Origin of the sequence: Gemmobacter lutimaris, assembly GCF_003570715.1 — a bacterium.
Classification (GTDB): Bacteria; Pseudomonadota; Alphaproteobacteria; order Rhodobacterales; family Rhodobacteraceae; genus Gemmobacter; species Gemmobacter lutimaris.
Genome location: NZ_QXXQ01000002.1, coordinates 12,801 through 30,171, shown reverse-complemented (window position 1 = coordinate 30,171; position 17,371 = coordinate 12,801). Strand labels below are relative to the sequence as shown.

19 protein-coding genes and 1 pseudogene are annotated in these 17,371 nt (G+C 63.5%); 5 read left to right on the top strand and 15 right to left on the bottom strand.

Features of this window, described 5'->3' with window-relative positions:
• The 6 genes and pseudogenes from D2N39_RS03280 to D2N39_RS03260 all read right to left on the bottom strand — a co-directional run bounded on the left by D2N39_RS03280 (position 1) and on the right by D2N39_RS03260 (position 2,879).
• Complete coding sequence (locus D2N39_RS03280) at positions 1–516, bottom strand: copper chaperone PCu(A)C (RefSeq protein ID WP_119133391.1); 516 nt, start codon at positions 514–516, stop codon at positions 1–3.
• 39 nt (positions 517–555) lie between these two features.
• Positions 556–906: a hypothetical protein gene (locus D2N39_RS03275; protein WP_119133390.1), complete on the bottom strand. Its 351-nt coding sequence runs from the start codon at positions 904–906 to the stop codon at positions 556–558.
• Between the two features lie 121 nt (positions 907–1,027).
• A complete protein-coding gene (gene rpmB / locus D2N39_RS03270; RefSeq protein WP_054303083.1) occupies positions 1,028–1,315 on the bottom strand; it encodes a 50S ribosomal protein L28 in 288 nt (95 codons plus the stop codon).
• A gap of 104 nt (positions 1,316–1,419) precedes the next feature.
• Positions 1,420–2,043: a methylated-DNA--[protein]-cysteine S-methyltransferase gene (locus tag D2N39_RS23525; protein ID WP_267899565.1), complete on the bottom strand. Its 624-nt coding sequence runs from the start codon at positions 2,041–2,043 to the stop codon at positions 1,420–1,422.
• 12 nt (positions 2,044–2,055) lie between these two features.
• Positions 2,056–2,208, bottom strand: a pseudogene (locus D2N39_RS23670) (Ada metal-binding domain-containing protein); the annotation flags it as partial.
• Positions 2,205–2,879, bottom strand: a complete 675-nt coding sequence (locus D2N39_RS03260) for a thiamine diphosphokinase (RefSeq protein ID WP_119133388.1) — start codon at positions 2,877–2,879, stop codon at positions 2,205–2,207. The gene D2N39_RS03260 and the pseudogene D2N39_RS23670, both read right to left, overlap by 4 nt.
• 137 nt (positions 2,880–3,016) lie before the next feature.
• Here D2N39_RS03260 and D2N39_RS03255 point away from each other — a divergent pair, with 137 nt between their 5' ends.
• On the top strand, positions 3,017–5,179 hold the full coding sequence (locus D2N39_RS03255; protein WP_147373443.1) for a hypothetical protein: 2,163 nt from the start codon (positions 3,017–3,019) through the stop codon (positions 5,177–5,179).
• 91 nt (positions 5,180–5,270) lie between these two features.
• Here the strand turns inward: D2N39_RS03255 and D2N39_RS03250 are convergent, their stop codons facing one another.
• The 3 genes from D2N39_RS03250 to pdxR all read right to left on the bottom strand — a co-directional run bounded on the left by D2N39_RS03250 (position 5,271) and on the right by pdxR (position 8,277).
• Positions 5,271–5,504: a DUF2842 domain-containing protein gene (locus D2N39_RS03250; RefSeq protein WP_119133386.1), complete on the bottom strand. Its 234-nt coding sequence runs from the start codon at positions 5,502–5,504 to the stop codon at positions 5,271–5,273.
• Between the two features lie 4 nt (positions 5,505–5,508).
• Positions 5,509–6,801: an adenylosuccinate synthase gene (locus D2N39_RS03245; RefSeq protein WP_119133385.1), complete on the bottom strand. Its 1,293-nt coding sequence runs from the start codon at positions 6,799–6,801 to the stop codon at positions 5,509–5,511.
• A gap of 84 nt (positions 6,802–6,885) precedes the next feature.
• Positions 6,886–8,277, bottom strand: coding sequence for a MocR-like pyridoxine biosynthesis transcription factor PdxR (gene pdxR, locus D2N39_RS03240; protein WP_119133384.1), 1,392 nt, complete (start codon positions 8,275–8,277; stop codon positions 6,886–6,888).
• A gap of 81 nt (positions 8,278–8,358) precedes the next feature.
• Between pdxR and D2N39_RS03235 the strand changes: the two genes are divergently transcribed.
• The 3 genes from D2N39_RS03235 to D2N39_RS03225 all read left to right on the top strand — a co-directional run bounded on the left by D2N39_RS03235 (position 8,359) and on the right by D2N39_RS03225 (position 11,531).
• Positions 8,359–9,066, top strand: a complete 708-nt coding sequence (locus tag D2N39_RS03235; protein WP_119133383.1) for a pyridoxamine 5'-phosphate oxidase family protein — start codon at positions 8,359–8,361, stop codon at positions 9,064–9,066.
• Positions 9,067–9,333: 267 nt separating this feature from the next.
• A complete protein-coding gene (gene secG / locus D2N39_RS03230; RefSeq protein ID WP_119133382.1) occupies positions 9,334–9,726 on the top strand; it encodes a preprotein translocase subunit SecG in 393 nt (130 codons plus the stop codon).
• 161 nt (positions 9,727–9,887) lie between these two features.
• Positions 9,888–11,531, top strand: a complete 1,644-nt coding sequence (locus tag D2N39_RS03225; RefSeq protein WP_119133381.1) for a CTP synthase — start codon at positions 9,888–9,890, stop codon at positions 11,529–11,531.
• 18 nt (positions 11,532–11,549) lie between these two features.
• Here the strand turns inward: D2N39_RS03225 and D2N39_RS03220 are convergent, their stop codons facing one another.
• The 3 genes from D2N39_RS03220 to D2N39_RS03210 form a co-directional block, all read right to left on the bottom strand.
• Positions 11,550–12,014 carry a DUF1203 domain-containing protein gene (locus D2N39_RS03220; RefSeq protein ID WP_119133380.1) on the bottom strand — a complete coding sequence of 155 codons (465 nt, stop codon included), beginning with the start codon at positions 12,012–12,014 and terminating at the stop codon, positions 11,550–11,552.
• Between the two features lie 66 nt (positions 12,015–12,080).
• Positions 12,081–12,467, bottom strand: coding sequence for an HIT domain-containing protein (locus tag D2N39_RS03215; RefSeq protein ID WP_119133379.1), 387 nt, complete (start codon positions 12,465–12,467; stop codon positions 12,081–12,083).
• 5 nt (positions 12,468–12,472) lie between these two features.
• Positions 12,473–14,050, bottom strand: a complete 1,578-nt coding sequence (locus tag D2N39_RS03210; RefSeq protein WP_119133378.1) for a DUF5928 domain-containing protein — start codon at positions 14,048–14,050, stop codon at positions 12,473–12,475.
• A gap of 147 nt (positions 14,051–14,197) precedes the next feature.
• Here D2N39_RS03210 and D2N39_RS03205 point away from each other — a divergent pair, with 147 nt between their 5' ends.
• The gene (locus D2N39_RS03205) at positions 14,198–15,016 is read left to right on the top strand and encodes a sulfotransferase family protein (RefSeq protein WP_119133377.1); all 819 of its coding nucleotides are present in this window, start codon (positions 14,198–14,200) and stop codon (positions 15,014–15,016) included.
• A 36-nt stretch (positions 15,017–15,052) separates the two neighbouring features.
• Here D2N39_RS03205 and D2N39_RS03200 read toward each other — a convergent pair whose 3' ends face one another.
• The 3 genes from D2N39_RS03200 to D2N39_RS03190 are packed head-to-tail and all read right to left on the bottom strand — an operon-like array spanning position 15,053 to position 17,355.
• The gene (locus D2N39_RS03200) at positions 15,053–15,706 is read right to left on the bottom strand and encodes a DUF1523 family protein (RefSeq protein ID WP_119133376.1); all 654 of its coding nucleotides are present in this window, start codon (positions 15,704–15,706) and stop codon (positions 15,053–15,055) included.
• Positions 15,707–15,721: 15 nt separating this feature from the next.
• Positions 15,722–15,988, bottom strand: a complete 267-nt coding sequence (locus D2N39_RS03195; RefSeq protein ID WP_119133375.1) for a hypothetical protein — start codon at positions 15,986–15,988, stop codon at positions 15,722–15,724.
• Positions 15,985–17,355 (bottom strand): DUF6638 family protein, encoded by a 1,371-nt coding sequence (locus tag D2N39_RS03190; RefSeq protein WP_119133374.1) that lies wholly within the window; start codon positions 17,353–17,355, stop codon positions 15,985–15,987. The genes D2N39_RS03195 and D2N39_RS03190 overlap by 4 nt, the downstream gene beginning before the upstream one ends.
• Between the last annotated feature and the right edge of the window lie 16 nt (positions 17,356–17,371).

The window sequence follows — 17,371 nt, the reverse complement described above, 5'->3', positions numbered from 1 at the left end:
TCAGTTCGAGGCGCCGTTCATCTGACCGTGGTTCATCTTGCTGTGGTCGTGGCCCATGCCACCGCCCATCTGCATGCCGTCCTGACGTTCCAGATCCACCGGCACCTCAATGGTCATCTCGCCCGCCTTCTCGAAGGTCAGGGTCACGCTGACCATATCGCCCTGCTTCAGCTCGCGCGTCAGGCCCAGCAGCATGACGTGATCGCCGCCACGCGCCAGCGCGTGATGCCCGTGGGCCGGAACGGCAAAGCCTTCCTTGACCTCCATCATTTTCATAACGCCATCACCCATGTCCATATGGGTGTGGAGTTCGACCTTTTGCGCCACATCGGACGCGGCCGAGACCAGCCGGTCGTCGGCATCGCCGGTATTCTCGATCACCATGAAGGCGGCGCCGGATTTGGCCATGGCCGAGGAGGTGCGCGCATAGGCATCCTTCACCTCGATATCCCCGGCGAAGGCGGGAAGGGCGGCACAGAGGGCGGCAACGCCCAGAAGCGATTTGAAAAGGGTCATTTGTTCTGTCCTTTGATTGGGGTCTGTGTCGGAAAGAGATCACGACAGGACAGGTGGCCCCCGCGCCGAAGGCTGAGGCCGGGCTTGTGCCATTGCGGCATGCGGAACTGGCCATTCCGCCCGGCTGACCCGGCCTGCGGGCCGTTCCGGGGGCGGGAGGGCGCCCGGAGGGGCAGCGGAAGCGCCGATGACACAATCCGGGCAAAGGTGCACCGGGCCAACAGGCCGTCCAGCGGCATCCACACCCAGCAGCCGGGTCTGGCCGTCCGAGCAGATTTCCATCTCGGCCACCGCAACAGGCAACGACTGAGCCACGCCAAGCCCCAGCGCGCCGACCACGAAAGCCAGCAGCACAAGGGTTCCGGTCAGAAGTCGCAGGAAACGGCGCATGGCCTTGCCTAGCGCAGCGCGGAGCCTTTGACCAGCACGCCGCGCGCGGTGCGGCATCCTGCCCATCCAAAAAGCAAAACCCCGCCAAGGGCGGGGCTTCGACATCCGACCGAAATCAGGATCAGGCGGCGGCCTGCGCCTTTTCGATCTCTTTCTTGATCTTCAGCGCCTTGGCCGACAGTTCGTCATCCTTGGCTTTTGCAAGGAAGGCATCCAGCCCGCCGCGGTGATCGACGGTGCGCAGCGCAGCCGAGGACACGCGCAGCTTGAACGACTGCCCCAGAACGTCCGAGATCAGGGTGACGTCGTTCAGGTTCGGCAGGAAGCGCCGTTTGGTCTTGTTGTTGGCGTGGCTGATGTTGTTGCCAACCATCGGGCCTTTACCGCTCAGTTCGCAGACGCGCGACATCGTCTTGTTCCTTGTCTTTCGGACCTTTGCCCCGTTGAGCGGCGGCCCGGAGTAACACCCATAGCCCCCGCAAGGCTGCGAGCGCCAAATTCCATCGACGCCCTTTAGGCGGAAAACCGGCCAGCGTCAAGCGATTCACCGCTGACCGCAGGTGCGCTTTCCAACATCAGCAGATGACGCTTGCGCCAAAGACCGCCGCCATAGCCGGTCAGGCTGCCATCGGAACCGATGATACGATGGCAGGGGATCAGAATCGCCACCGGATTGGCGCCATTTGCCGCGGCAACCGCCCGGACAGCTTCGGGCCGACCGATCCGCACCGCAAGATCGACATATCGAATCGTGACGCCAGCGGGAAGGCTGCGCAATTCCTGCCAGACCCGCTGTTGAAACGGCGTGCCAATTGGTGACAAAGCCACTTCGCCCCTCTCAAAATCGCCGGCGAAGTAACGGGACAGGGCGATTTCAAGTTGCGCGGTCGCCGTTGTGCGGCCCGCAACGATTCGGCCTTTCACCGCCCTTTCCAGTGCCCTGACCTGCCGCGCCAGCACTGGACGTGAGGTGAATTCCAGAAGGCGCACCGCATGTGCATCACAGATTGCCAGCAGATCACCCAACGGGGTCGGCAGCAGCGCCGCATGCAGGGCAACCGGCCCTGCCCGAACAACCGCCAGACGCGCCAGCGCACCGTCAAGCCCGGCGTCGAAGCCATTTATCCGCTCGTCCATCGGGTCACATTCCGGGCAGGGGCGCAATCCGGCGGCAAGGCAGTCAGCAGGGCTGTCGTAAGGATCACATCCAGAATCCCGCGCAACATGACAGCCCGCACGGCAGAAGACCCCCGTAGCCGCGCTGCCCGCCCATCTCTGGGACATGGCCGATTCGCGTCTCATGCGGTGACCAGCCCGGCAAGAGCCGCATCAAGACGCTCGCGCGGCAGGATCGCCAGCATCCCGGGCCCGTCCAGATGCAAAGAGACCGGCCCCTCCGTCACCATGTTGGAAGTGCCGATCATCCCGTCAGGGGCAAAGGCGATCCCGTTGATCGGCCAGCGCAGCCCTGTGCTTTCGCCTGTAACCTGCCGCATCGGAAACAGAGACAGCCTGTCCCCCGCGCGCAGGCGCAGCGTAATTTCCGGCGGCAGGGCAAAGATCACATCCTGCGGTGTCAGCAGCAGACAGGGAATCGCATCGCGCTGCGCTGCATGACGCACCAGCGCAGACAGAACAGCCAGTTCGTGATCCAGCCGCCCACCCGTCACCCCCAGCGCCAGCACGAAAGGCGCATGGATGGATCGCAGCGCCTTGTCAAAATCGGTCGTCATCTGTTCGGCAATCGGATGCAGGCGATCCGCCAGCGCCACCCGTGCGGGTGCCGAAATCGAATCGAGATCCCCGATCACCGCCGTCGGCACCACCCCAAGTGCCAGCGCCTGGTCCGCCCCGCCATCCGCCGCCACCACGACCGGCGCACGCCGCAAGGCCAGCCGCAGTTCGGCCCGCCGCACCGGTCCGCCTGCAACCAGCGTGACCGGATCGGAAGATTCGACAATGACCGCATTCATGGGGATACTGTTCCGAAATAAGGCAGGCACCGGCGCCACGGGCCATAATCAATCCTTCAAATTACCCCGGTCTGTCCACGGAATTGATCGGCAAGACGGTAAATTGGGGCCATGGGTTAGTAGAAGGCGAGCATCCGATGGTCGGAGCAAGTAAAATTCTAACGGTGTCCTACGGCACGTTCTCCTGCACGCTGGAGGGGTTTGACGATCCTTTCAACACGATGAAGGCGATTGCCGAGTATTTCCGTGATCTCGCCGCCGAAGACCGCTATTTCGGCGCCGAACCGCCAACACCCGATGCGGCCATGCTGCACCGGATCGCCGAGCGCGAGATCCAGCGCCGGGTTGAGGCGAAAATTCAGGAAAACGGCGTGATTCTGCGCGCGGCCGAAACCGAGGTCTCCCGGCAAGCCGCCCTGAGCGCGCCTGTCGCGGCCGCCGAGGCGGCCAGCCCGCACCCCGCTGTTGCGGAGCCTGAACCGGCACAGCAAGCAGTTGCGCCGCAATCAGAAAGCGTTGCCGCCAAACTCTCGCGGATCCGCAAGGCTGTGGCCGAGGCAAAGGCCCCTGCCGCCGCAATTGTGACTGCCCCTGAAGCCGTCGAGTTCTTTGAGAACGAGGCTGCCGAAGACGCGGTGGAGATGGCCGCGCCCGTCATGGAAGAACCCGTCCTTGACGCGCCATCGTTTGAGGATGAGGCGCTTTCGCTGTCCGACCCGGACATGGCCGATTCCCTGTCGCCCGAGGTCGAGATCGAGGCCGAAGCCAGAATCGAAGCCGAAGACGGGATCGAAGCCGACGAACAGGTCGCGGAAACCTCTGACGAAGAGGCAGACGACTTCGCATCGCCCGAACCCGAAGCGGATTTCGGCGCCGAAGATGCGCTTCTTGCCAATCTTGTGGGACTGGACAGCCAGCCCGAAGAAGCACCGTCCGAACACGCCGCCAGCGAAGACAGTGCAGCAGATGAAGATTTCGACGACGTTCTCGCAGCGTTGAGCGAAGAAACCGAGACGGTCAAAGCACCCGAAGCAGCGGAGGAAGATCTCGAGGCAGATGCGGATGAACTGGACGGGCTGCTGTCCAGCCTGAACGCACCCGCCGCTCCGTCCGCGAACCTGGCTGACAGTCTGGAGGATGACGATTTCCTCGCCGGACTGGAGGACGAGGAGGGCGAGGCCGCAGAACCTGTCCTCGCAGCGGAACCGGATGAAGCTGTCCCGACCAGCGCCGAGACTGAACCCGCACCGCAAGACGATGAGGCCGGTGGCACCGCGTCAGAGCGTATCCAGCGCGCCCGTGCGCGGGTCATCCGCATCCGGCGCGCGGCGCCGCAGCCTGCTGATGAGGCGGAAGAAGTGGTCGAAGCCACCGCGACCGAGGTCTCTGAGGCCGAGGCCGCACTTTCGCCGGAAGCCGAAGCCGATCTGATGCGCGAACTGGCCGAGGTGGAAGCGGAAACCCATGTCGCCGATCTGCCGGAAATGCCTGCGGAACCCGCACCGGCCGCCACGCCACAGGATGCCGCTCCGGTGCGCCCGGTCCGTCCGGTGCGCCCGGCAGCCGCGCCACGCCGCAGCACGCTGGCCGAAGGCGAAAGCGAGGGTGAAGCTGCCATGTCGCGGCTGATCGCGGAAACCAACAACCAGATGCAGGGCGCCGAGAATCGCCGCCGCCTGTCTGCCATCGCGCATCTGAAAGCCGCCGTTGCTGCCACCGTGGCCGAGCGCCGCGCGGGTGCCGCCAAGCCGGTGAACGAAACGGATCGGCAAGACCCCTACCGCGAGGACCTCTCGCTCATCGTGCGTCCGGCAACGCCGACCGCCAACCGCCCCACGCCGCTGGTGCTGGTGTCGGAGCAGCGGATCGACCGCGCGCCGGTGACCGAACCCGCGCCGCGCCCGGCCGAGGTTGGCCCGATCCGGCCGCGTCGTGTGGCCGGCTCTGCCGCGCTGGCCGAGGACGACGAAGACGACCTTGAGAATGAGGACAACCTGTTCGCCGATACGCGTGGTTTTGCGGAATTCGCCGAACGTCTTGGCGCGCAGGATCTGGGCGCGCTGCTGGAGGCCGCCGCTGCTTATGCCGCCTGTGTGGAAGGCCGGCCGCAATTCACCCGGCCGCAGATCATGCGTCAGGTCGCCAGCATCTCGGAAACCGAAGGCAATCTGCGCGAAGACAGCCTGCGCAGCTTCGGCACGCTTCTGCGCACCGGCCGTATCGTGAAGATCCGCCGGGGCCAATATGCGCTGGCCGAGGATTCGCATTTCCTGGCGGAGGCCCGCAAATTGGTGGGCTGAGCCTCAGCCCCCTGATTTCCGGGTCTGACGGGCTGCCACCCTCCCCGGACAGGCGAAAGGCGGAAGGTTTCCCTTCCGCCTTTTCCTTTTGTCAGTCGTCCTGTGCCGTGGGCGCCTCGGGGTCGGCCTGACCTATCCCCTTGAAGATGAACCGGAAGGGCAGCATCCACAGGAACCCCAGCCCGACATAGACCAGAAACTCCACCCAGATCGGTGGCCGGTCCAGCGCCCCCATGATCCCCCAGACCGCGCCGATATACACAGGCAGCCCGATCAGCAGGATCAGCAGCGCAAGGCGCTTGCGGGTGCGATAGGCCAGCGCCACCGGATCAATCCTCGAAAGGATCGGTGACGAGGATGGTATCGTCCCGCTCCGGGCTGGTGGACAGCATCGCGACCGGGCAACCGATCAGCTCTTCGACGCGGCGAACATATTTGATCGCGGCGCCCGGCAGATCGGCCCAGCTGCGTGCGCCTTCGGTCGATTCGCTCCAGCCCTCGATTTCCTCATAGACCGGGGTGCAGCGCGCCTGCTGATCGGCGGCGGTCGGCAGATAATCCAGCGCCTGCCCGTCGAGCATGTAGCCGGTGCAGATCTTGATCGTCTCGAACCCGTCCAGCACGTCCAGCTTGGTCAGCGCGATGCCGTTGATGCCGGAAATCGCGCAGGTCTGCCGCACCAGCGCCGCATCGAACCAGCCACAGCGGCGCTTGCGCCCGGTCACCGTACCGAACTCATGGCCCCGCGTCCCCAGACGCTCGCCATCGGCATCATGCAGCTCGGTCGGGAAAGGGCCTTCACCGACACGGGTGGTATAGGCTTTCACGATGCCCAGAACGAAGTCGATGGCATTCGGCCCAAGACCCACGCCCGTCGCCGCCTGCCCGGCGATCACGTTGGACGAGGTGACATAGGGATAGGTGCCAAAGTCGATGTCCAGCAGCGACCCTTGCGCCCCCTCGAACAGGATGCGCTTGCCGGCGCGGCGCAGCTCGTTCATCACCTTCCAGACCGGCGCGGCATATTGCAGGATCTCGGCCGCAATCGCATTCAGCGCCGCAATCAGCGCGTCACGGTCCACAGCCTCCAGCCCCAGCCCGGCGCGCAGCGCATTGTGATGCACCAGCGCCCGGTCAACGCGCAGCTCTAGCGTCGCCTGATCGGCCAGATCGGCGACGCGGATCACGCGGCGGCCCACCTTGTCCTCATAGCAGGGCCCGATGCCCCGCCCGGTGGTGCCGATCTTGCCAACCGCTACCTGCGCCTCGCGCGCGCGGTCCAACTCGCCGTGATAAGGCATGATGAGCGCGGTGTTTTCCGCGATCATCAGCGTCTCGGGGGTGATGGTCACACCCTGCTCGCGGATCTTGGCGATCTCGGACACCAGATGCCAGGGGTCCAGCACCACGCCATTGCCAATGACCGACAGCTTGCCACCGCGCACCACACCCGAGGGCAGCGCATTCAGCTTATAGACCTTGCCGTCGATGACGAGCGTATGGCCCGCGTTGTGGCCGCCCTGAAACCGCGCGATCACATCGGCGCGCTCGCTCAGCCAGTCAACGATCTTGCCTTTTCCCTCGTCGCCCCATTGGGCACCGACGACGACGACATTGGCCATGTCCAGACTCCTTCGGAGGTGTGAAACCGGCGCCGGTATATAGAGGCCGCGCGCGCGATGACAGCAGAAAATGCCCTGCGCGGTTCAGCACAGGCCCGCCGCCGAAAGCCCCTGCTGTGCGGCATTGGCCAGTGTTGCCGGTTCATGGCCGGAAAATCCGATCACCAGCCCCTTCGGCGGCTGCGCCCCAAGATGCAGGGCAGAAAGCGCCCGACCGCCGAGGCCCGCCGCGCGCGTCAAACTGGCCAGCCGCAGGTCATCGACATGGTCAGGCAAAGGCACCACCAGATGCAATCCCTGATCCGGCGCCCGCACGGGATGCCCCACCGCACCCAGTTCTGCAACCAGCGCATCGCGTGCCGCCCGAACCCGCCGCCGCGCCCGTTTCAGATGCTGCGCGAAATGGCCCGTTGCCAGAAACTCGGCCATCGCTGCCTGAATCAGGGCCGAAGGCGCCCGGTCCGATTGCGCCTGCAATGCGATGACCGGCGCCAGCAACGGCTCGGGCAGGACCATATAGCCCAGCCGCAACCCCGGCATCAGCGCCTTGGAAAAGGTGCCGATATAGATCACCCGCCCGCGCCCATCCATGCCCTGCATGGCAGCCAGAGGCGGGCCGTCAAAGCGGAACTCACTGTCGTAATCATCCTCGACCACCCAGGCCCCGGCCTCTGCTGCCCAGTCCAGTAGCGCCAGACGCCGCCGCATGGTCAGCACCACCCCCAGCGGAAACTGGTGTGAGGGCGTAACATAGGCCGCCCGTGCAGCGGCGCACAACACCCGGCCCGCCGCCACATTCAGCCCCTCGTCATCCACCGGCACGGGCACCAAGCGCTGCGTCGCGAACGCCGCCTTGGCGGAAGGATAGCCCGGATCTTCCATCCAGACCGGATCGCCGGGCGCCAGCACTGCGCGCGCGACCAGATCCAGCGCCCCTTGCGCCCCGGTGGTGATCACCACTTGCGCCGGGTCCAGCCGCAGCCCCCGCGCCGCCCGCAGATAGGCCGCCACCTCGGCCCGCAACCGCGCATCGCCCTGCGGATCGCCATAATGAAACAGCGCTACAGGTGGGCGCGCCATAACCCTCGCAAGAATTGCCCTTAAACGGTCAAGGCTTTGCGGGTCGGGAAACCCCAGCCCCAGATCGCCGGGCAGATCGCGTGCCACAAAGGACGGGGGCACGGGTGACGGACCGTTGGGCGCAAGACGCGGCACCGCCTCGGCCACGAAGGTGCCGCGCCCGACATGCGCCTCGGTAAAGCCCTCGGCCGCCAGCATCTCGAAAGCCGCCACCATCGCCCCGCGCGCCACCCCCAGCCGCGCCGCCAGATCGCGGGTTGGCGGCAGTTTGGTGCCCGGCGGCAGGGCACCCTCCTCAATCCGCTGCCGAAGCGCCGCATAAAGCGCCCGCGCCCGCGGCCCTTCCTGCGGCAAGACCGGGATCAACGCCGACCAGTCCGATTTATTGGTCTGCATATTCAGTCCATGATTGGCTCTTATTCAAACCAATCCTGCCCACTACTGCATCTTCAGGCAACCGCATTCCACAGGTGACGCATGAACGATTATACTCCCGGCCCGCGCAGCCGCATCAAACGCAACCCCAAGCGCGGCAGCTATGACCGCGCGACCGTGCATGCCATCCTCGACAGTGCCATGCTGGCTCATGTCGCCTATACAATCGACGGCCAGCCCTACTGCACCCCTACGATCCATTGGCGTGAGGGTGAGATACTTTACTGGCACGGCTCCTCGGCCAGCCGCATGTTGCGCACCCAAGGCCCCGGCCTGCCGGTCTGCGTCACCGTCACCCATCTGGATGGGCTGGTTCTGGCGCGCTCCGCCTTCAACCACTCGGCCAACTTCCGCTGCGCCATGGTCTTCGGCACCGCCCGGCTGGTCGATGAGCCGGCCGAAAAGGAACGCGCCCTCTACGCCGTGACCGACCGCCTGTTCCCCGGCCGAAACGCCGAGTTGCGCCCGATGACCGCGCAGGAAATCAAGGCCACATCCGTGGTCCGCATGGACATCGAGGAAGCCAGCGCCAAGATCCGCGGCGTCAATGTCGGCGATGACGAGGAAGACGGCACCTGGCCGGTCTGGGCGGGGGTGATCCCGGTCACAACCACCCTCGGCACGCCCGAGCCCTCGCCCGTCCTGCCAGCGGCCACGCCAATGCCTGCGCACCTCGCCGCCTACTCTCCCGGTCGTCAGCTGGACGAGGCGCTGCAAGACAGCTTCACCCGCTGGCAGACTCAGACCTGAGCACGCCGTTCTCCGTCCCGCCTGCCCTTCTCACCCTACTTCTTGCCCAAATACTCAATCAACAGAGCCACCCTGTGCCAGCCCCGGCGGACCGGCGCCTGCACAGGGCTTTCCTGCAATATCTGCTGCAACTGCCGCCGCGTCGCCTCTCCGATACCCACCTGCCCCGACGATAGACGCCTCGCTGCGTGTTGCAATGCACCTGCGCCCTTGCGCCCTAGGCCCCTTCCGCCTAGATAGGCGCGTCAGCACCGAAACGGCGGGACCATGCAAAACGTCATCCTCACCATCCACCTGATCCTCGCACTTCTGCTTATCGGCGTCGTGCTGCTGCAACGGTCGGAAGGCGGCGGGCTTGGCATGGGTGGCGGCGGTGGCGGGGTCGTCTCGGCCCGCGGTGCCGCCAATGCGCTGACGAAACTGACCTGGATTTTCGCAATCGCCTTCATCGGCACCTCGATCACGCTGACCATCATGTCGGCGCGTCAGGCAGATGGCGGCTCGGTCATCGACCAGATCGGCGGCACGGCTCCGGCCCCCGCGCAGGAACAGCCCGCTTCACCCTTGGGCACCGATCTGTTGCCGCCCGGCACCTCGGACGCGCCGATTGCGCCGCCCCGTGTCGATCAGCCGACCGAAGCCCCCGCGCAGAACAACTGACGGCCCACTATTCCTAGGCTTCTTGCCGCGGCTGCAAACAGCATCTAGCGGGCCTGTTGCGCTTTGCCGGAAATCCGGCTAAGCCATGACTCCCGTGATACTGCGATTCCAGCGTTGCGAATCGCCTTACCTATCGAGCGTTTCACGGGAGACCCGCGCACATGGCACGTTACATCTTCATCACCGGCGGTGTGGTGTCCTCGCTCGGCAAGGGGCTTGCCTCGGCGGCACTTGGGGCGCTGTTGCAGGCGCGGGGCTATTCGGTGCGCCTGCGCAAGCTCGACCCCTATCTGAATGTCGATCCGGGCACGATGTCGCCCTTCGAACATGGCGAGGTCTTCGTCACCGACGACGGCGCCGAAACCGACCTCGACCTTGGCCATTACGAACGCTTCACCGGCGTTTCGGCCCGCAAGACCGATTCCATCTCCTCCGGACGGATCTATTCCAACGTGCTGGAGAAAGAGCGCCGGGGCGATTACCTCGGCAAGACCATTCAGGTGATTCCCCACGTCACCAACGAGATCAAGGATTTCCTCCGCATTGGCGAGGACGAGGTCGATTTCATGCTGTGTGAAATCGGCGGCACGGTGGGCGACATCGAGGGCCTGCCCTTCTTCGAGGCGATCCGCCAGTTCATCCACGAACGCCCGCGCGGCCAGTGCATCCTGATGCACCTGACGCTGCTGCCCTATCTGGCGGCCAGCGGCGAGCTGAAGACCAAGCCGACCCAGCACAGCGTGAAAGAGCTGCAATCCATCGGTCTTGCCCCCGATGTGCTGGTCTGCCGGTCGGAACATCCGATCCCGGAAAAGGAACGCGCCAAGATCGCGCTGTTCTGCAACGTGCGCCCGGAATCGGTGATCCCGGCCTATGACCTGAAAACCATCTACGAGGCGCCGCTGGCCTATCACCGCGAAGGGCTGGATCAGGCGGTGCTGGATGCTTTCGGTATCGCCCCCGCACCGCGCCCGAACCTTGCCCGCTGGGAAGACGTGATGGACCGTCTGACCCATGCCGAAGGCGAGGTGCGTGTCGCCATCGTCGGAAAATACACCCAGCTTGAAGACGCCTACAAATCCATTGCCGAGGCGCTGACGCATGGCGGCATGGCCAACCGGACCCGCGTGAAGGCCGAATGGATCGACAGCGAGATATTCGAACGCGAAGACCCCGCCCCGCATCTGGAACGCTTCCAGGCTATCCTCGTGCCCGGCGGCTTTGGCGAGCGCGGCACCGAGGGCAAGATTCGCGCCGCGCAATATGCGCGCGAAAAGGGTCTGCCCTATCTGGGCATCTGCCTTGGCATGCAGATGGCAGTGATCGAGGCCGCGCGCAATCTGGCCGGGATGACCGATGCCGGGTCGGAAGAATTCGACCACGAGGCCGGTGCCAAGCGGTTTACCCCGGTTGTCTATCACCTGAAGGAATGGGTGCAGGGCAACCACAAGGTCGAACGCAAGGTCGGCGACGACAAGGGCGGCACCATGCGGCTGGGGGCCTATAACGCCAGCCTCAAGGACGGCTCGAACGTCGCCCGCGTCTATGGTGCGACCGAGATCGAGGAACGCCACCGCCACCGTTACGAGGTGGACATCCGCTACAAGGACAAGCTGGAAAGCTGCGGGCTGATCTTCTCGGGCATGTCGCCCGATGGCCGCCTGCCGGAAATCGTCGAAGTGAAGGACCATCCGTGGTTCATCGGCGTGCAGTTCCACCCGGAACTCAAGTCGAAGCCCTTCGCGCCGCATCCGCTGTTCGCCGATTTCGTGCGCGCGGCGGTCGAGGTCAGCCGTCTGGTCTGACCTCGCGCGATCTGCCGCTCAGCCGCGGTCGATCCGGCACTGGTAGCAGTTGTTCCGGGCCGACCGGACATGCAGATAGGCGATGCGCGGATCCTCCAGCCGCGCCTCCGCCTCGGCGATCAGATGATCAGTCGGCACTACCGCGCCCGTGCCATAGACGATCCGGTCGTCATGGCCGTAGCCCCGGATGATGTAATCCGGTGAAGCCAGCATCTCGGGCAACGCAGCCCCGCCGCCCTGATGACAATCTTCGGCACAAAGAAAGATCGGCCCGCATTCCGCATAGGGCTGCAAGACCGGGAAGGGCCGATGCGCCAGCACCAGCATCGGTGCACCTTCGGGGATCATGCTCAGGCAATGGCGGCAGGGGTTACCGCTACCCTGCGCGATATGGCGTTCAGGTGCCATATGATTGGCATCTGCACCGCCCGCTTGCAGGCGACGCACGGTTTCGGTGGCAAGGGCAGTAAAGCGTAGGGTCATGTCGTCCTCCGGTGTTTTGGCCAGACTGACGACAGGCATGGTCCGAAACGACCCGAAGCTTGCGCTTTATTCGCTGACGCGCGCCACCATCCGCCCCATCGGCCGCCCGCCAAGGATATGCAGGTGGAAATGCGGCACTTCCTGCACGCCATGTTCACCTGCATTGGTGATGGCGCGGAACCCCTCTCCCCCTTCGCCCGGCTGGATACCCAAGAGCGCGCAGACCTTGGCCACCGTGCGGTGGAAATCCGCGATCTCGGCGTCCGAGGCATCGCGTGCGAAGTGATCATAGGTCACATAAGCGCCCTTCGGGATCACCAGCACATGCACCGGCGCCTGCGGAGAAATGTCGTGGAAGGCCAGCGTATGCACGGTTTCCAGCACCGTCCGGTTCGGGATCTCGCCACGCAGGATACGGGCAAAGATGTTCTGAGGGTCATAGGTGTAGGGCATCGGTTTCAGTCCACGAACAGATAATGAGTCTCGGCAATCTCTTGCGCCTTTTCGCGGGACACGCCCAGAAAGGCAGCCAGCGGTGCGGTATTTTCCTCTACCCCGGCAGCCTGCCGGATACGATGGAAATTCTCGAAATCCGCGTCTCGGATACGGTCGCTTTCAAAGCGTACGTCATAGCGGATGGTCGGCAGCAGCCGGTCCAGCACCTCTTGCGGCGTCTTGTCACCCGCCAGCCCCACCCGTCGGGCATGACCCAGCAGATAGTCGTCGGTAAATTCGCATTCGATTTCCAGCAGCCGCACATTGGAACGGTCATTATAGAAATCCTGCATCAACTCCACATTTCCGGGGTCGATGCACAGCACCAGCTTGTCGGTATTCCAGTAATCGAACAGCATGCGCACCAGCGCCCGGCGGTGCCGCGTGCGCTTTTCCAGCGTAGACTGGATCCCGCCCAGATCGGGCAAGGGGGTCGATGCCTCACTGAACACATAATCCACCGCCGCCAGCCCCGTCACATCGCGGATACGCTGCACCAGACGTTTGGCAACGTGCCATTTCTTGCAAGTGACGATCAGCAGCGTGCGCTCGCGGCCAAGGCTCGCCTCGGTTTCCCAGAAGCGCGGCGCGAAACGACGGCCGATCCGGCCACGGCCGGTCAGGAACTTGTAAAGGCTGCGACCCTCGTTCGACACCGGGAACAGCACCCCTTCCGAGGTGTAAAGATTGCCCAGCCGCTCTTTCAGCTCCTGCGCATCGACCGAAATCTTGCGGGCGAACAGATAATCCTGCGCGATCAGCAGGTCATACTGATCATTGTAGAAGTTCACCGGCATCCCGTAATCGGTGAACATGAGGAAGGTCAGCGTCCGGGTGCGGATTTCATCATGGGGCACCAGATGACGCACCAGTGTCTGAAAGAAGGTCTCGTCCGGGATCCATGTGGTGCGGAAGAAGCGCATCACATCTTTCCGCTTGCGGCAGAAATCGAGAATCCATTCCACCGTGCGGCGGCGCAGGCACCACCACTGGCTGCCGATCTGGATGGTCAGATCCTCGGGGATCGGCCTCTCCAGCCCGAATTTCTGCTGTAACCCCATCGAGGTATAGAACAGCCACTTCTGGGTGCGTTCGTTGAACCAGTGGCGATAGATCAGCCGCTCGCCCTTGATGCCGGTCTTGATCCAGTCGGACGAGAAGAAATCAAAGCTTTCGATGTAATCCGCTTCCTCGCGGTCCAGAAAGGCATGGGCATATTCTGCGGTCTTGATCGGCATGCAGTCGCCCGAAAGCATATAGAAATGCGTCGCGCGCGGAAAATCCTCGACTGCGGCGCGCACCGCCTGCAACGAGGCATCGACGAGGCTCCATTCCCCCCAGCCGCATTTCAGCCGCTTCTTCGCGAAGGTCACCGCTGGATTGTTGGCCAGCGCCGCGCGGATCTGGTCAAAATCTTCACGCTTGGCCCGGGCATCGAAATGGATTGCGATGTAGTCGCCCGCCGCCGTCAGGCGCTGTGCCTGCGCGATGATCCCCTCGGGGTCCTTGTGGCACAGCAATATGTAGGCAATCTTTGCCATTCAGGAAACGCGACCCCGATGCTTTTCGTCACTGTTTCCATAAAATGCTTTACTGGTCATTGAAAAGACAGAGTTTGTTTGCTTTTTGTGACGAACAGGACAGAAGCTCCGCCTTTGCGGGGTAATTGGTGTGTGGAGGCGTGGCCGATGGGGTTCCCGGGAACCTGGATGACGGAAAGCGAAAGCGTGGTGTATCGGGTCGTGCCGAAATGTGCCTGCTCGTCCATCGGGCAGATCATGTTCTATTCCGACCATGGCAAGTTCTTCGACGGCGACATCCATGATTCGACCAAGGGTCTCCATAAATGGAGCCAAGAGGCCAGCCAGCCGCTGATCGAGGCGAATGTGAAGGGGCACAAAAGCTATTCCTTCACCTGTGTGCGCAACCCCTATACCCGCATTCTTTCCAGTTTCTTCGACAAGATCTGCGGTATCCAGCGCAACGGCAAGCGCTATCGCGGCAATCTTGTGCCGCTTCTGATCCAGAAATACGGGATCGAGGTCGGCGGCGAAGACGGCAAACAGGAATTCGACCAGATCGCCAGCTTCCGCCGCTTCCTGCTGTTCGCACGCGATACGATCCGCTGGCGCAAACCGATGGAGCCTGACATCCACTGGTCGGCGATGTCGGGCCATATCTCGACCTTCATTGTCAACGGCGGCCAGTATGACCACATCTTCTTCACCGAGAAGTTCGATGAAGGCATGCAGGTCGTTCTGGACAACATCAAGAGCAAGAAAAAGGTCAACCTGAAGAAGATCCCGAAGTTCAACGAAAGCGAGGGGCATGGCCCCAAGCGGTTGCATCCGGTGGAAGACTACTTCGACGACCTGTCCCGCCATCTGGTGTGGGAGATCTACAAGCGCGATTTCCAGCTGTTCAAATATGATTTCGACAATCCGGGCAACAAGATGCCGATTGGCGAGATTGATCTGGACGAAGTGCACGCCAAGCTGGGCGATTGACGAAGAAACCGGGGGCCATGGCCCCCGGCTTAGCCGTCATTTCTTGCCGAACAACCGACCCCAGAAGCCCCGCGCCCGGTCCCGCGCCGCATCGGCCCGCGCATCCACCGCATCCAGAGTATTGTTCAGATCGTCCATCGCCGGTTCGATCATCCGCTCCTTGAACTGCGCCCACATCCGCCACAGCATCAGGACCAGCAGACCCAGCAGCACCAAAACCACGATATTGACCCAAGGGACCAGCCGCACATCCGGCCCCGCGACCGGCTTGATCTTCACCGCATTGGGATAGATCGAGAAGATCGGCAGCCGCCAGCCGTAATGCGTGACAGCCACCCATTCCGGCTTGTCCTTGGGCGAGATGGCATTGGTCGCCTCGGCCTGAAGGTTGGAGCTGTCGTATTTGAAATAGGGTGGCCAGATCCAGCCGGTATCCTCGTTGCGATAGACCATCGGCCCGCCATCGGGATAGACCGCCTCGATAAAGCGGATGTCGCGTCGGTCCACGGTATTGGTGGTCGTGCCGCTGTCGGGCGAGGCGTAGAAGATCGAATTCGCCCCCACCTCGGTCAACCGGTTATAGGTGCCCGTGATGCGCACGATGTCGCGTTGCGGCAGCGTATAGTGCAGGAAGGCCGCCACGGAGATCAGCACCGTGGTGCGAAAGCACCATTTGATAAATTTCCACATGCCAGCGGCACTCCTTCAGTCGTAATTCACGAAATAGATGGCCAGCGCCATGCCGATCATCGGCAGGATATAAACCAGCCAGACGAGCTTCAGCTTCAGGCTGCGGCCATAATCCTTCATCTGCGCCTCGACCCAGGCATCGCGGTCGCCCTGCATCGCCTCGGCATCGAACTGTTTCTCCAGCCGCTCGCGCCGGGTGGACCGGAAGTAGATCTTCAGCAACCAGTAAAAGGCCGTCAGGACGACAAGACCCAGAAGCCAGGCGCGCAGAATACCGATCATCCCCTCCCCCTTACCGCCCCCCAGGGCCCGACACGTTGCAACAGATCGGTCGCCGGTTTCGGCCCCTCACGCATTTCCGGGCGCTGCAATTCATCCATCCCCGGCTCCGGCCCGAATAGCGCGCGTCGGGCGCCCTGCCGGTCCACCAGATACTCCCGCTCAAGAAAATCCGCCACATATTGCCGCTTGCGGTCACTCCAGCCGCGGTAGCTTGCGTAAAACAGTTCCTTGTGGGTGATGTAAAGCTGCCGCACGTCCAGCGGCGCCAGTTCGGCCAGCAGCATGTTCACCAGATCGCGCAGCCGCCCCGGCCGCGCCCGCAGCGTGTAGAAATAGGCCGGATGTTCCGAGGTCAGCCGCGGCCAATCCCCCGCACCTTCCACCCAGCGCAAAAGCGCCCCCAGTCCCTGAAACTCCGCCGGCAGCGCCGAACCCAGCCGATGCGCGATCTTGCGCAGATCGGCACGAGTCGCCGACCCCAGATCGAGGTTCAGCGCATCCGCCGCATCGACCAGAATGAAATCCATCTTCTGCCGAAGGATCGCCGCCACATCAGTGCCGCGCGCCTGCACGATAGGCTCGACCAGTTCGTTCCGCTCCAGCCAATCGGCAATCGCGTTCCGGTCCCCCAGATCCATCACCGGCGCCACTGGCAGGGCGCCAAGACCCGCTTTCGGTGCGCGCGCAATCACGCCCGGAAAGGGCAGGCCCCGGAAGATATAAAGGCCCCCGAAATGCGCTGTCCAGAAATCAGGCTGTTCAAAGCTCATCGCCGGTAGGGCAATCGGCACCCGCGTCACATCGCCGGTCTTCTTCGCCAGTTCGATCATCTGCGCGATCAGCACATCGTCGCGCCAGCCCTCCGGTTCACGGCGGAACCGATCCACCAGCGCAGCCAGCTTGCCCGCATCGCGCACATGGCCGCCGATGGTATCGGCCTGCACCGTCACCCGCCGCATGTCGAACAGCCGCGTGGGGTTTGAAACCTCGTAAACGCTGTTCTCCAACTCTCCGGCCACCGCATCACGCGCGGTGAGCGCGAACAACTGCGCCTCATTCGCCTCGATGAACTGTTGCAGGATGCCGCGCGAGGTTGAAAACCTGATATGCAGCAGCGGCGCCGTTTTCTGCGCCGTGGTCAGCAGGATGAACTGCCGGTTACAGCCATTGGGGTTGAGGTATAGGTCATCGCCCAGTTCATCGCCGATCTCCGGCGCATAGCCCGAGATGTCGATGTGAAAGTCGGTCAGCGCCGTGTCTTTCCCCGTCAGATGCCGCAGCGCGCGCCGGTAACGCTCCACCAGCGCAGGCGAGGAGACCTCGACCAGATTGCCGAACATCAGGCCCTTTTCGATCAGCCGCCGCACCGCAACCCGCTCCTTT